Source organism: Spirosoma endbachense (assembly GCF_010233585.1).
GTDB lineage: Bacteria > Bacteroidota > Bacteroidia > Cytophagales > Spirosomataceae > Spirosoma > Spirosoma endbachense.
On the sequence record NZ_CP045997.1, the window covers coordinates 10,046,984 to 10,061,788 of the forward strand.

Below are 14,805 nucleotides of genomic sequence, written 5' to 3' on the forward strand. Positions count from 1 at the left end.
CTCGTAAAGTTAACCATTCACGATACATGGGCTCTGACCTCTCGCGTCCTCATTACCACCAGTTCTCACACTCATTACTGTCGCTTGCCATCCTGACTGCGGGTATTTATCTGGGGCAGGATATTCTGGTTCCGCTTGCTATGGCAGGACTTCTGGCCGTTTTGTTGCGTCCTGTCGAAGATCGACTTATCCGGTTAGGCATGCATAAAGTCATTGCCATTAGTCTGGCCCTCTTGCTGGCAGTTATTGTTATGTCAGGAGTGACCGTGGTATTGTCCATGCAGATTGCCGATTTTACCGACGACATTCCTAAGTTTCGTCAGAATATCAATGATGTGTATCACGATGTTCAGCGGTGGATTCGACGCGAATACAACGTCAGTTATCGGCAACAGAATAATTACATGCAAAAAGCGCAGGCACAAACCCTGAATAGTTTGCAAAGCCCTGATGCATTGGGCGTTATTGCCGGGCCACTTGGTACATTAACGCTGGTTCCGATCTACGTTTTTCTGTTGCTCTATTACCGAACAATGCTACTGCATTTTGTGGTTGTTCTTTTCCCCGAAAAACACACCCTACGTGTGCGGGAAGTACTGGGCGAAATTAAGGGAGTCATCCAAAGCTATATGGTTGGATTGCTGATCGAAACGGTTGTCGTTGCCGTGCTCAATTCGGTCGGATTACTGCTGTTGGGTGTTCAATACGCTGTCTTACTGGGAATTATGGCCGCCATCCTGAACCTGGTTCCTTATATTGGCGGATTGGTAGCAACCGCCCTGACGGTATTGATAACGTTTAGCAACCAGCCCGAATTAACGATTCTGTTGGGTGTGGTTGGCGTGTTTCTCTTTGTTCAGTTTATTGATAACAACGTACTTGTGCCGTTGATTGTGGCCTCTAAAGTGCGGGTTAATGCACTCGTGTCAATCGTTGGTGTACTGATTGGTGGCGCAGTGGCGGGTGTTTCAGGAATGTTTCTGTCTATTCCGGCAATCGCGATCATGAAAGTTATTTTCGACCGGGTCGATAGCTTGCGGGCCTGGGGAGTTCTTTTGGGCGATCAGACGCCGGAAGAAGCGGGTAGTAACCTGTTCCGGTTACCCAAACGCAGGCGAAAAGTAGCCATTGACGAAACCAGTTCTTAGTAGGCAGGTCTTGGCACACTGCCTACCGAAAACTGAACGAATTTAGCTGTATAGTTTTTTTATAACCTCCTGCTGGGTTCGGATAAAATGTTGTCGTTCGGCAGGCTGACTTAAGAGTGTATCGGGCGGATAGATGTTATGCTTCGCGTAGCTTTCTGCGAAAAGTTCAAATCGCTGACGGGCCAGTAAGTTAGCCGCTGCCGGACGTTGACGAAATTCCCGTAAGGCCGCCAGGTCAATGTCGGCGTTGGCGACCATGCTCTCACCATAGCCCGCTTCGGCCAGTACAAGTCCTTTGGGGTCCACAATTTTAGAACCGGCGTCTGTCGTACCCATTGGAAGCGGACTGTCGGCTATACCGGCCGAATTGGCGGATACAACATAGGACATATTTTCAATGGCCCGCGCCATCTTGGCCACTTTTCGTTGAGTAAGCAATGGGCTTCCAATTTCCGACGTGGAATGCAACAGAACTTCAGCCCCTCTGATGGCTAAACAGCGAGCGACTTCTGGATATAAAATATCTTCTGAGGCAAGGCAGGCCAGGTTTCCAATATTGGTTTTAACTACAGGAAACAGCGAATCGTAGCCGTAGGCATCCAGGTACAACTCCCAAACATCATGTGGAGTGGGCGACAACATCGAGTTCAGTCGACGATATCGTAGCAATACATCACCGTTGGGACCGATAATAAAGCTGGTTTGGAAATAAAGCTCCGGGAAAAAAGGGTCTTGTTCGTAAGCGTTCCCCGAAAAGTAAATCTGCTGACGCTGAACCATTGCACTGATGGCTTCGTAAATACGTCCATCAATCTCCAGTGCCGCTTTTTCGCGCCACTGATGAGTGGTTTCGGTTATCGGGAAACCCGTCAGAAAATATTCGGGAACAACAACCAGCAGTGTGTCGCGGCCAATGAAATTAATGGAAGCGGCTAGTTGTTTTTCAAGACGTTCAATGGTCTGAAGCATGACCGCTTCGGCTTCGTCGCGGGTCTGGTAGGCATTAATAGTCTGGCAAGTTAGCTGAAGGGCGAGGGCTTTGTAAGACATAAATGAGTTTGAACGGAAAGGGGTTAGTTGGCTTTTGGGCCTTCTTGGGCTAAAAATAGCCTTTTTCACTGGAAAAATGATTGCCTGCTGTTTTGGGTTGGCGCGAACAAATTTTACCTTACTTTGATTGTCAATGTAGCTGGCTATTGATCCTGTCAGTAAAAAGCCAGAATAATTAAATACAAGTTCATGAAAGTAGATGTATTGGCCATTGCGGCTCATCCTGACGATATCGAAATGACTTGCGGGGGTACTATCCTGTCGCTGGTGGCACAAGGTAAAACGGTTGCTGGTGTCGATCTGACCCGTGGCGAACTTGGCACCAGAGGAACGCCCGAAATTCGGTTGAAGGAATCGGAGGAGGGAGCTCGAATTATGAATTTAGTCGCCCGCGAGAATATGGGTTTCCGCGATGCCTTTTTTCGGAACGATGAAGCGCATCAGATGGCTCTGATTCCAATCATTCGTCATTATCAACCCGATATTATCCTCACAAATACCATCGACGATCGCCATCCTGATCATGGCCGGGCCGCTCAACTGGTGGTCGATGCCTGTTTTTATGCTGGTTTACGGCAAATTAAAACCGTTGGAAAAGATGGGCAACCACAGCAGGCACACCGGCCTTCGTTTATTTACCACTTTATTCAGGACCGTTCGCTTAAGCCCGATTTTGTGGTCGATGTAAGCCCTTACTGGGAAGGGAAGCTTGCGGCCATTCGGGCTTATAAAAGTCAATTTTTTGACCCAACCAGTAGCGAACCTCAGAGTTACATTTCGGGTGAAGCGTTCATGAAATTTCTCGAATCCCGCACGCGCGAACATGGGCACATGATTGGCGTCGAATTTGGCGAGGGCTTCATCAGTAAGCGAATGCTGGGTGTGAAGGATCTATTTCAGTTAATCTAGGAGTATGCGATCAGGAAGGCAAAGCCTGCTGGGAAAGAACGGTACGCATGTTGCTCATATACAGTTTGGGAATGTTGATGCGGAACAACGTACCATTATCCTGGATCACTTCCAGATGAGCCTCTAACTGATCACAGAGCGAAACAATTAACTGCTTGCCAAAGGAGGATTTGTTACTGCGCTTTTTCCAGGAGGTCATGTCCAGGCCAGGGCCATTGTCCTGTACTTCCAGGGTAAGCCCATTGCCATTGAACAGACTAATGCGGAGCATGGGTTCTTTGTTGGTCGAATAGGCATGCTTGAATGCGTTCGTTAGCAACTCATTGGCAATCAGGCCAAGCGGCATGGCTATGTCAACATCCAGCGTTTTGTACTCGATGTTGAGATAAAGATCGAAATTGGACAGATTGTAGCCATAAGCGCCCATGAGCCCTCTGGCCAGATCAGTCATATATTCGTCCATATTGACTGTAGTAACCTGATCGCTCTGGTAAAGGCGCTGGTGAATGAGCGACATTGCTTCTACCCGTTGCTGACCAGCTAGCATCGCCTGAATCGCTTTTTCATCTTCCAGTCGAACCGACTGTAGTTTGAGTAAACTTGTTACAATGGCAAAGTTGTTTTTTACCCGGTGATGCAGTTCCTGCATCATCAGCGTCAACTGATCTGACTGCTGACCGATTTTTAATTTTTGCTGAAACAGCAATGCATTTGCTTTCTGTTTTTGCAGATTGATGCGCCAGAGAATGAGCGCAATAAGCAGCAGTATGAGCAGGCTAATTAGTAGAATATATTGCCTAACCTGTTGCTGATAAGCCAGTTGGGCCGCTTCCAGGTCGCGCTGTCGCTCCTGCTCATCAAACGTTATACTTTGAAGAGACTGTAATTTTTCGGCACCATAAAGCTTATCCCTCGTTATCGCTGCCAGTTTATAGTACCGGAGTGCTTCGGTCGTATTCCTGGTTTCGTAGACCTCTGCGAGGATACTGCTGGCCATTAAAATTCCTCGTATGAATGATCCTTTCTCGCTCTCAAGAAGACTTTTTTTTGCGTAAAAAACGCAGGAATCGGGCTGATTTATTTTCTGATACAGCTTGGCAATGGCCGTATTCGCGAACGCGATATTGCGAAGATTATACTCCTTTTGCGCTATCGCCTGACTCTGCCGATAATAATGCATCGCCAGGCTTGGATTGCCTCGTTTGGCCTGAATATTACCCAGAATTCGCAGAGCATAGGGCATGTTATTGACCAGATTTAGCCGAAGCATTTTTTGATAGCCTTGCCGTTCATAATACCAGGCTGAATCGAGTTTATTCATCTGCTCATAAGTACTGCCAATATTCGATTGGGTAATGGCCAGGCCTGGTTCGTGATGAATAGCCGTATGTTTTTGACGGGCGAGATGATAATACTTGAGCGCGTTGGGAAAATCTTTCAGATCCAGGTAAATGTTCCCAACGATGTTCATGCTGCGGGCAATTTCATAGACATCACCACTACCTTCAGCGATTTGGATGGCCTTGAATTCTACTCGTAGTGCATTGGGCAGATTTCCGACTTCGCGCATAACGAAGCCAATACTTCCTAAAGCGTTAGCCTCACCTTTTAAATAATTGATCTGCCGGGCCAGATGAAGTGCTTTCTGGCCATACCAAAACGCTGAATCAGGCTTTGACAGGCGATATTGTAAACACAATTCAGATAATACCAACACGCGACTCGTATCCTGATTGGCTAAAACAAGTTCATGTTTTAAACTATCAGTTAGTTTTGGTTGCGCACTAAGTAAGTATATAGGAGTAGTAGATATAAGGAAGATTACTACTAAATGAATCGGGGTATTAAGCTTCGCTATGATGAACCAGAAGGCACGTTGAATGCTATATAAAAGTGCCCATATTCTTAAATTCATCTGTTTATCCCGAAATAATTGCCAAAGAGGACTTACTAAATCTGTTGGCCGTTCTGTTTTTCCCATCACCACGCCCAATTGTGGCTACACAGCCCGAAAGTACCAAATTAAATCGAGCACTCGATAGATCAGTACTAATCGTGAACGCAGGTTAATTATTGAGCGGTAAGATATGTAAATGATTCTTCTGATTGGGTAAATTAATCGAGTTGAAAGGCTATAAACTGAGTTGCTGACGAACAGCATTGAGCCATAACGATCTGCCCTCACAATTCCAGTGTGTGTCACCTTTCAGATAAGGTATCTGTCTTGCCTCTTTGTAAGGTGTATAAATGTTCACTGTTTTTACCCGCAGTTTCGGACTGTTCTGGACCCGCTCGATCAGATGGTTATAAGCACCACGGTTAGGCTCCAGTATTGTGGCTTTATTAGGAATAATTGATAGATAAACGTCGTCGAAGCCTAACCGGCGATACCGGTCAGCTATCGAGTTAAGACTATCCACCAGGGTATTCACTTCAGTATCGGGCAGCTTGGCGAATGATGATAGCTTCTTACGGGTAGTATCGGTGTCGAAATCCAGAAAAATATTCTTGTGATCCCGTGACAGGCTTACGCCCGTACTTGCCCGGTTAAACCAATTAAGGGTTAGTGCTGCTTTTACTTCTTTGAGCCAGAATGCCCAGTCATGACTGAATAACGTTGACGCCAATCGCTCTTCAATATCGCTCCGGTGATAATCCTCTTTTAATCGACGACGCCAGGATACCATGGCAGATGGAGCCTGATTGGTGTCTTTTTCTACGACCAGTTCATTCACCGGCTGAGCAAAGTGTTCGCGGAAGTGCCGTTCCACTGTTTCCAGAAGCAGCACATTGCGTTTGGTCGGGTTGAGTTGGGCACGTTGCGAAAACCCCCATTTAACCCGCTGGTAGTGGCTTACCCGGAAATCGTCCCGGCTAATTCGCTGCTCTTCCGAGAAACTGTCACCGATGATATACAGGTGAGTAGATGAGGTATCGCTCGCCCGGTTCGACGGTGGGCAAACGGGTTGGTGATCTTTGAATTGCGGCAATGCTGAGATTCTGTATAGATCTCCATAGCGGTAATCATCAACGATTACGCCTACGTTATATAACCAGTGCGAGACGGTAGATGAAAGACCACCAGCCCAAAGGACCAGGGCAATTACCAGAACGATATATCGGAGAAAACGCATAGTGATGATTGGCAGTGAATCGGACGTAAGGCTAAGGGAAGTTTCAACCCTCCCGGCTTTGCGCCCGGCTTTTACCGAAGTCGAATACTAAATAACTGAACGGCCTGTTTGGCCCCGCTTAAAATGTATAATTCGTTTGTTCGTTCGTCAAATTGTAGGGCTATCGGAAAATCACTCGGAATTGGCCGGTCGCCAATAATTCGACCATTCAGGTCGTAAAGTGCCGTAAATCCACCCGATTTAACACTAATCAATTCAATACCAGCTCCAAGTCGATGGTATCGGACATTATTACGGCCAGACTGCAAGGCCCGCACGTCAAATCGGCGCTGCCCCTGCTGATCAAGGATAGTAACTTCGGTATCAGTTGTCCGTAAAAGGAGCCAGTTTGTCTGGGCTTCGTCGGGGAAAAGCCGGAAATCACCGTTGCGTACTGGTCTGTAGAGCTGAGTTTTGCTGGCAATCAGGCCATTAGCATTTAACGTCAATAGCTGCCCCTCCTCGGTAATGGTCTGAATGGTCGACTGGCCAAGTGGTAACAGGGCCGGTCCTGCAAACCGTGTTTCCTTCTCATCCTCAGTTGACCGCTCAATCCGGGCCGGATAGTGAGTGAGCTGTGTCCCGTTTTCGTGCCATCGGTTAAGCGTTCCGTCGGGTTGCATGGCCAGAACCTCCATACCGGCTCTCGTAGCAATGACCTGAAAAGGCAGTAGGAGGGGGCCTTTTCTGGGAGCCGTCATGATGCGAATGAACGCTTTTCGCTGGCGATCAAGCGCATAAATTTGACCGTCCTGATGAGCGACCAGCGCGACCCAGTTCCGTTGCATGCTACCGCGTGGCCGGGTGAGATACGTAGGGTCGATACCCGCCGGAAGCCGGATCGTATTTAAATGAACTGATCTTTTTCGGGGGTCGGCTATATAAAGCGTCCGGTCCGTCATAAACAGGTATTGCAGATTGCCATTGTCCAGAAAATCAACGGCAAGCGTATTGCTTCTGATAGGTCCATCCGTTGTATCCTGAACGATCTTGTCGCCTTCAGGAGTCACTAATACAAACTGTCCGGCATTATTCTGAGCATAAAACTGGGCCGAACCATCACTCAGGCTACCCGTTACAACCGGTGCCGAAATCAGCGGGGCATTAAATTCTACTTTTTTCTGCAACAGTAGCCGGTTCAGAACAGCCTTGCTCGCCCGACGGGTTGTGCGGCCCAGCACCAGCGTAGACAGTATTTTTTCGTTCCCATAGCTGGCCTGATAAGCTATATTCTCGAGGTTAGCAAACCCCGATCTTTGTTCTGCCTTTGCTGGATCGTCGAGCAGATTTTGCCAGGCAAGCGGCCAGGTTGATGTTAACAAAGTCTGAGATCGATCAGAGTTGACGCGGTTCAGGCGAACAAATGCCGTGAAATTAGCCGGACGAAGTGTATTTCTTACCAGATCGACCTGACGCTCATCCGTTGACCAGACGGCTTTCCGTTGAATTTGCTGGAGGTATTCCTGCATGGCGTCTTCAGCGTTAGCAACAATCAGTGACGAGCCATGTTGGGTGATCCAGCTCCGTTGGAAACCGGTAAATAGACTACTAAATAACGAGGCCGGTAACTCCGGCACGTCGAGCAGCAATGTTTTATGGCCTAAAAAGGTCTTGAGAGGGGCAGGTGATTTGGCCCCTGCGAGGTAGGCGGCTTGCTGGTAGGCACTTGACAGTTCCTTGATGTTAGTCGCATTGAGTACCATTACCTGCTGGCGGGCACCGGATGGTGACTCCATCCGGCATAGGAGTATATCGGAACCCAGCGATCGATAAAGCGTTTCGGTAGCGGGCTCAATCTGATCAAACCGTTCTCGCAGGAAGTCGCTGGATGCTGAATTGAGCAGGTTGCTTAGCGACCGACCAAAACGAGGGGCGTCGCTGATGCCAATGTGGTAGAGCGTGGCTGTTGTTTGTGGAATCAGATCCGAGCTTTGGATACGGCGAGGTGTCTGGCCCGAAAATAGTGAAGCTACGTCCTGCCGGTCGCCAATTTCATCGGCTGCATAACCTATCAGATGCGATTGCGAGGCCGAGGGTCGAAACTGTAAATTCAGTTCTTCGGGTAAGAAAAGGCGGACCAGCGAACGGGCATTACCAAACAGCGATTGGAGCACTTCCGGGCGCATCGATAAGCCCGCCCAATGGTCGGCATCTACCTGAAACTCCGGTTCTGCCCGTGGCAATCGGAGGGATTGGTGCATCCGTTTGGCCACATTTTCGATCAGAATACCGGATGAACTGCCAACCAGAAATCCATTGGTGAGAATAAAAGAACCAACGGGTTCATTGGCCCGTGAGACCAGATCCAGAATTTTTTCGCCTTCGAACGTGTGGCGTAGAATGCGGTAATGGCGAGGATCAGGATTGGTCAGGCGGTTTAAAAATGCCTGATCGACATCCGTCGTAGGAATGTAAAAGATAAAATCGAGCGTCGTTCTGGAAATCGAGTGGAGCGAGTAGCGGATTTTTTTTCCTTTCGCAAACTGAATGGCTGTTGCTGAATCGGTAGCCGCGTAAAGGAACCGGTTAAGGCGTTGCCGTGCCTCATCAAAAATGGGCAGCTGTTGTAAGGCAATCTGATTTCTTAACGCCTGCGCCGATATCGTATCCTGCAAGCGGTCGCTGGCTAATACAAGCAACTGGCCTGACGGCATCATTGACCACACTGTGCGGCTCGATGGGTAGATCTGCCGATAACCCAGCCACCCGCCGATGGCCAGCAATAGTGCTCCAATGCCAATCCAGACGCTTCGTTTCATTAATAAGTCAATAAGTTGGTAAGTCAGCCGATAAGTTAGTAAGTGCAGACTGCTTACTGACTGGCTGACTTACCAACTTATTCACCGGTTACTATTTACCCCACATTGCGTTTGCTGTTTCGGGGAAAGGCATCGTTACTTCAGGCACATTAGCCGCCACACGATTGGCCCATTCAACACCCTGCATCAGGGAATGATCCTGATTACTGACTTCGTATTTCCAGGCGCCGAATCGACCCCTTGAATAGATCCCGAATGGCTCCAGTTTTGGCAAAACAGCTTTCAGAATGCCATCCCGTTCAACGGACGGTGTCGGATAGCCATAATCAAACGCCATGTGGAATGTCGAAATCACATCGTCGGCCGATTCAATGAGCTGATCTTCCAGTAAGGCCCGAATCGTATCGTTGACCAGGGTCTCACGGTTAACGGGTTTGGCCGCCGATTCACTGGTTTCAGTCATCAACGACCAGTTCTGGGTGATGTCTGGAACGTTGTTGGGGCTATAATTTGAAAACACCGTTACGCGGTAGTAGGGGCTGTTGTATTCAGGAAAATACATCCAGCACATTGTTTTCAGGCTTTCTTTTGGCTTCCCTTTCAAACCAATGCCCACTACGTTGGTCGACGAATGCTTGAGACCCTGGGCCGTTTGTATGGTATCAGAATCCAGCCCTTCAACCCGTTGTGTAAAGAGATCAAGGGGCATCGTATTCAGCAGGTATTCGTACTGAATTTCTTCTCCGCTGGCCAGAATGATTTTTTTCTCGGGTCCAATAACTTTTTCGACCGTTGTGTTCAGTTTCACGTATTCACGGCCCAGGAGATCACCGACAGCTTCCCAAATGCCACCTGTTCCACCGTGTTTCGGAAATTTGAACGTACTGTTCGGCCCCCACGAAAAATCATCCTGATTGAAAATGATATTTTTCGTGACGCGTTGCAAATCCGTTACAGCTACCCGTTCGCCTACCCAAACCGCGTTCATGTCTTCCGGCGGATACGCCCAGACTTTGAAGTTATAGGGAAACATGAATGTTTCGGCCAGACCGGACCCAAAGGTTGCCAGAATCCATTCACGGAAATTGGCCGGCTTTTGGTTGGTTGGAAACTTATAATTGTGAATAATGCCTTCGAGGCATTTCCACATGGTTTCGGGAGAAAGGTATTTAATATTATTCTGGAACGGATACGGAACGAAGCGATTTTCGATCCAGACCCAGGATTCCCGCTGATGACTCAGCCAGCCATCTTCGCCCAGTGCCTTCAGCATCAGATCATCGAAGTATTTGTAGTGAGAAAACTGTACGTGACCACCTACGTCCCACGTAAACCCTTTCTCATCGACAAAACTTTTCGACAACCCGCCAATCCGGTTCTCTTTTTCTAAAATGATGAAGTCGGTAATACCTAACTCTTTCAGGCGATAGGCAGCTCCGAGACCCGTTGGCCCTGAGCCAATAATGACATATTTATAGTTCATAAGTTGAATCGGAAGTGTGATCTATGTTGCAGACTGTATGGTATCGAATCATTTATGCTCCATCATAGATCCTATATCAATCTAGGCGGCAACTGGTTCTGGCTTTTTGAGTGCTTTGACTTTTCCACCCAGTTCAAGGCGGAATTTAGCCAGTTCTTTGAAGCTCTGAATACAGACCTTCAATAGCTTCCATTTCAGGATGGATACCGTGCCGGTTTGGCGTTCTTTGTGCGTGATCGGAATATCAAACGTGTTGAATCCTGCTTTTTTTGCCATCACAGCCAGAAAAATATTCGGGGCAAATGGCGTTGGTGTTGGTAGCTGAGCCAGCAGTTTTTTCAGGAAATTACCCCGAATGAGACGGAACGGAATATTGCTGTCCATGATATAGGTTCCGTAGATGAACGCTATACTTAGCCGCAAAATACGGGTAATAATCAACCGGGCAAATGCATCGAACCGTTCTTCGCGATACCCCAGAATAAATGGTGATTCACTGCGTTTCGCCCAGAGTTTTACGAAATCGTCGGTAACGAACTGGTCATCACTGTCCGTCTGAAATATGTATTCAGAATCCAGCGCAACAGCTTGCCGGTAGCCATTCACAACGGCGTTGCCGTGGCCTCCATTCGGCTGATGAACAACCATTAATTTAGGGTACTTACTCTTGATCTGATCCAGAATTGCGCCGGTATTATCACGCGAGCCATCGTTAATAACGATTAACCTGGTGTTTTCGGTTGGAAACTGACGGGTCAGTAAATCAGTCCATTGCTTGACAACGACCTCAATCACTTCTTCTTCGTTGTAAGCGGGCATTACAATTGACAGCAGTATGCTCATGCAGCGTATCTATGGAGTTCGTAATAGGTGGGCCGTTTGGGCCGGTCCACCAAAACGCCGAGCAAATAGGTAGCCGCGACGCAAATGGTGTACAGATCTAAAACCGCGCAAATATAGGCAATTGTTGTGGGTGGTTCTTTAAACTGAATAGGACTTTATTGAGCGGGAAGGATTAATTCGTATCGATTCATAATTATTAACACAAGTACAGTCACAAAGCAGCTCAGCAGAGTCGATAGGACTACTATGGTTGCTATCGATTTATTTTAACGGTAGCATAAATTGGATAGTCTGTTGACTACTGATTACACGGGCAGTTATTCGCCGATTCGCCGGGTGCATCCAACTCTTTGGCAATGCTTTCATTAAATTGCTCCTGAGGTGCATAGGGACAGGCAAATGATCAATACGAAAACCGATCCTTCAAATTATTGATCGGTCTCTCAACCAAATACCACGACAGGGTTGCGATCAGGAGCGTTAGTGATAGGTAGAAGCAAAACGGGAAAAAATAAGAGCTATTTAAAAACGGTAAAATGTCCGTAATACGTCGCCAGGCTCGCATGGTGAAGTGAGTTGGCCGAGTATGATAGACGTTAAACACGAAGTTATGGTATAGATAAAGCCCATAACTGATTTTACCCATGTACTGACTCACCGGATTTTCGAGCAGCCACTTCATTGGTCCGCCGAAGCCCAGCACCGCCCGACCAATCAGGAAAAAGCCAATGAGTGAGGCCGCCAGTCGTTCCCATACGTCGGACATGATATTATGGTGTCCGCTCCATCCCTGTGGGTCAGGAATGGCTGGTAAGATTTTCGTATAAATGACCACCGTTGCAAACAACAGAATACTAATCCAGATCCAGGCCGAATTCTGAAAGACCTGCTGGAATCGCTCACGCTGATAAAGCCACCAGAAGGCCATAATTGTACCCAATCCGAACGAATCCAGACAGGAAGGCATAGTTACATAGCCAATAAACCACGGTAGCCGAGCCCGATAGAGCACGTAACGCATGGCAACTGCCCCTACAATCATAAGCGCAGCTGTTAACGGAACCCATCGGCGCGGGACGAAAAAAAGCAGCAGGGGGAAAAACAAATAGAACTGCTCCTCCACCGCCAATGACCACAGGTGATCGACAGTGCCCATCCATACCGAATAATAGGCCATATACAGGTTCGTTGCATACAGAGCCAACCAGCCAAACGTCTGGCGAACGGGTGGCTCATTGACCGCATAGAGCACGAACAGGACCAGGTAGTAAATTGGGAAAATGCGTATTGTTCGGCGGATGTAAAAGATTTTGAGGTATTTACCTAAACCGCCGTTCGGTTTATCTTTCAGTTTATCCTTGCTCGACAGTAGAATACGTGTAATCAGGAAACCACTCAACACAAAGAAAATAGTGACGCCCAAAGCGCCGAGCGGCAACTCGATGCGCCCGGCCATCCAGTGGTCGAACAGTACCAGTGCGACAGCCAGAAACCGCACACCATCTAATTGTCGAAGGTGATTTAGAGCCGGTCGGGCAGCAGTAGCGGTCATTGGCGCATTTGTTTGCATGACTTTGGTAATTGGGTAAATGTGGTCATTGGGTGACTGGAGCTAGAGCAGTGCTCTATTGGTCCAGTTACCAGTTCTTCTTAATATCCTTCGGCTGACCGGCTGATGTGATAAGCTGATTGGTTGGATACACCTTACACTGATTGCCGGTCGAAATGGTTACGACAAATAATTGATAAGTACCGGCTTCCAGCGCACTCTGCCAGACATCGGCTTTAAATCCGGGCGAAAAGAGATTACCGGGCAAAAAACGCGCCTTAAGTAGCGACCGTTGATTCTGCCAGGCCGGGAATAAATACGATCGATTGGGCGACCGAATCAGCAGATAACTGCCAGCATCGCGTCCGAATGTCTGATCTGATGGTAAACCTGTTGCTTCGGTGGTACTTGTCTGAACAGCGTACCCATACGGAGCTTTGGTGATCGTTAACGGTATAACCGGCGATTGCGCGGAGTCAAATAGAGTTTTCAGAACTGAATCATAAAACGCTGGTGCTGGATCGCTATAGTGCAGAGTAACCGGGTCGAGTGCCCGAACTGGGCGATTCGTGGTATAAGTCCAGTTAAACTGGTTCGTCGTTTGCCAGTGCCGAAACCAGATTGAATCATCCAGAAACGTAAGGTAGGCAAACCAGTTAAACAGAAAACTCCCTACTAAGCCACTCAATACCACCCAACTCTCGGCTCGCTGATTTATGGCAACGGCGATATAGACGTATAAAAGCGCCAGTAACGTTAATGAATAAATTTTATAACGGCTTGTAATGATCAGGTCAAGTCCAAAGCCGGTTCGGGTCCAGGCAACTACGGCTGCTGTTCCTAATACGAAAAGCGCACTTCCCCAAAAAAACAGTGCACTGGCTGGTATCCCGGCACCAGAAATAGCTGGTCGGGAACTGAACAGTCCTCGGATCGTCCGGCTGATTGCCAGGCGATGGGTCAACAATTGCCAACCCATAATTCCGACTATTGACATGACCATTAAAGCTCCCAGCAATATACTGGCGTTCAGGGCAGATTTAACGGGTAATGCTTCGGCAGCAGCACCGATGAAGGCCAGCCAGCCCTTAATTAAATCGACGGCTGAGCCGCGTAATGGAGGATTGCCTTCCGGTTTCTCATAATCGGCGAAATACAGGCCAAGTACAAGCAAGGCACTGAAAATCCAGATGGCTACCGGTAAGAATGCTCGTTTCTTTGTATAATTTCTGGATTTAAAGGTCGCTGGATCGCTGGTGCGTAGTAACAGCAAAATCAACCCAATGGGCCAGACCAGTAAACCATTGCCACTAGTGAGTGTAGCCAGAATGGCCGAGGTTATAGCCCATCCCCAACGGTTGCCGTATGTAATTCCATAAAATGCCAGCACAACCCAAAGTACGACGGAGAAATTCTGCAAGGCAGCCATTCCCCAGAACATATTTTCCCAGTGAGAGAGGTTGAAAATCAGTAAGGCAACTGGAATGGCATACAGAATGGAGCGACTTTCGCGACGCAGAACGCCGATAAATACGACCAGTAAGCCTACTAAACTCAAATTTCCAATGGCCATCAGATGCCGGAAATTCAGCTTCCCGAATACCTGAAAGTCGAGAAGGGCCACGAAGCGGTCAAAGACAATCCGATGCTCGTTATGCTGCCGAAAAAGCTGGTATAGCTTACCCGAAACCGTTGTTTCCTGATCGAAATAATACAGGAACGCCCGGAGGGCGTGGTCGTCCCATTTGGGTACGTTAACGGCATAATAACTCCAGACAGCCAGGAATAAAATAACCGGAATTGCCACGCCCATACTACCCAATAACCAGCCGGTCGACCGTGGTGGGGCCGATGTCAGACGGGTTTCAGGGTTGTATTGTAAGGTTGGCAA

The 14,805-nt window shown here is 48.0% G+C and carries 10 protein-coding genes; 2 read left to right on the forward strand and 8 right to left on the reverse strand.

Going from position 1 to position 14,805, the window contains the following annotated elements:
- Positions 1–26 precede the first annotated feature (26 nt).
- Positions 27–1,148: an AI-2E family transporter gene (locus GJR95_RS40500; RefSeq protein WP_162391299.1), complete on the forward strand. Its 1,122-nt coding sequence runs from the start codon at positions 27–29 to the stop codon at positions 1,146–1,148.
- Positions 1,149–1,190: 42 nt separating this feature from the next.
- On the opposite strand, the gene GJR95_RS40505 is transcribed toward GJR95_RS40500, so the two are convergent.
- On the reverse strand, positions 1,191–2,198 hold the full coding sequence (locus tag GJR95_RS40505; protein ID WP_162391300.1) for a nitrilase-related carbon-nitrogen hydrolase: 1,008 nt from the start codon (positions 2,196–2,198) through the stop codon (positions 1,191–1,193).
- 189 nt (positions 2,199–2,387) lie between these two features.
- Here GJR95_RS40505 and bshB1 point away from each other — a divergent pair, with 189 nt between their 5' ends.
- Complete coding sequence (gene bshB1, locus GJR95_RS40510; protein WP_162391301.1) at positions 2,388–3,107, forward strand: bacillithiol biosynthesis deacetylase BshB1; 720 nt, start codon at positions 2,388–2,390, stop codon at positions 3,105–3,107.
- A gap of 10 nt (positions 3,108–3,117) precedes the next feature.
- On the opposite strand, the gene GJR95_RS40515 is transcribed toward bshB1, so the two are convergent.
- The 7 genes from GJR95_RS40515 to GJR95_RS40545 all read right to left on the reverse strand — a co-directional run bounded on the left by GJR95_RS40515 (position 3,118) and on the right by GJR95_RS40545 (position 14,805).
- A complete protein-coding gene (locus GJR95_RS40515) occupies positions 3,118–4,824 on the reverse strand; it encodes a tetratricopeptide repeat-containing sensor histidine kinase (RefSeq protein WP_162391302.1) in 1,707 nt (568 codons plus the stop codon).
- A 415-nt stretch (positions 4,825–5,239) separates the two neighbouring features.
- Positions 5,240–6,241, reverse strand: a complete 1,002-nt coding sequence (locus GJR95_RS40520) for a hypothetical protein (RefSeq protein ID WP_162391303.1) — start codon at positions 6,239–6,241, stop codon at positions 5,240–5,242.
- 71 nt (positions 6,242–6,312) lie between these two features.
- Complete coding sequence (locus GJR95_RS40525; protein ID WP_162391304.1) at positions 6,313–9,039, reverse strand: hypothetical protein; 2,727 nt, start codon at positions 9,037–9,039, stop codon at positions 6,313–6,315.
- Positions 9,040–9,130: 91 nt separating this feature from the next.
- Positions 9,131–10,522 carry a protoporphyrinogen/coproporphyrinogen oxidase gene (locus tag GJR95_RS40530; RefSeq protein WP_162391305.1) on the reverse strand — a complete coding sequence of 464 codons (1,392 nt, stop codon included), beginning with the start codon at positions 10,520–10,522 and terminating at the stop codon, positions 9,131–9,133.
- An 81-nt stretch (positions 10,523–10,603) separates the two neighbouring features.
- A complete protein-coding gene (locus GJR95_RS40535) occupies positions 10,604–11,365 on the reverse strand; it encodes a glycosyltransferase family 2 protein (protein WP_162391306.1) in 762 nt (253 codons plus the stop codon).
- Positions 11,366–11,768: 403 nt separating this feature from the next.
- A complete protein-coding gene (locus GJR95_RS40540) occupies positions 11,769–12,935 on the reverse strand; it encodes an acyltransferase family protein (RefSeq protein WP_162391307.1) in 1,167 nt (388 codons plus the stop codon).
- 67 nt (positions 12,936–13,002) lie between these two features.
- Entirely contained in the window at positions 13,003–14,805 is a 1,803-nt protein-coding gene (locus GJR95_RS40545; RefSeq protein WP_162391308.1) for a hypothetical protein, read from the reverse strand.

Bases quoted from the DNA above. Each gene is read 5' to 3' on its own strand.
- GJR95_RS40500 (WP_162391299.1), top strand. From the start codon at position 27: ATGGGCTCTGACCTCTCGCGTCCTCATTACCACCAGTTCTCACACTCA.
- GJR95_RS40505 (WP_162391300.1), bottom strand. From the start codon at position 2,198: ATGTCTTACAAAGCCCTCGCCCTTCAGCTAACTTGCCAGACTATTAAT.
- bshB1 (WP_162391301.1), top strand. From the start codon at position 2,388: ATGAAAGTAGATGTATTGGCCATTGCGGCTCATCCTGACGATATCGAA.
- GJR95_RS40520 (WP_162391303.1), bottom strand. From the start codon at position 6,241: ATGCGTTTTCTCCGATATATCGTTCTGGTAATTGCCCTGGTCCTTTGG.
- GJR95_RS40525 (WP_162391304.1), bottom strand. From the start codon at position 9,039: ATGAAACGAAGCGTCTGGATTGGCATTGGAGCACTATTGCTGGCCATC.
- GJR95_RS40530 (WP_162391305.1), bottom strand. From the start codon at position 10,522: ATGAACTATAAATATGTCATTATTGGCTCAGGGCCAACGGGTCTCGGA.
- GJR95_RS40535 (WP_162391306.1), bottom strand. From the start codon at position 11,365: ATGAGCATACTGCTGTCAATTGTAATGCCCGCTTACAACGAAGAAGAA.
- GJR95_RS40540 (WP_162391307.1), bottom strand. From the start codon at position 12,935: ATGCAAACAAATGCGCCAATGACCGCTACTGCTGCCCGACCGGCTCTA.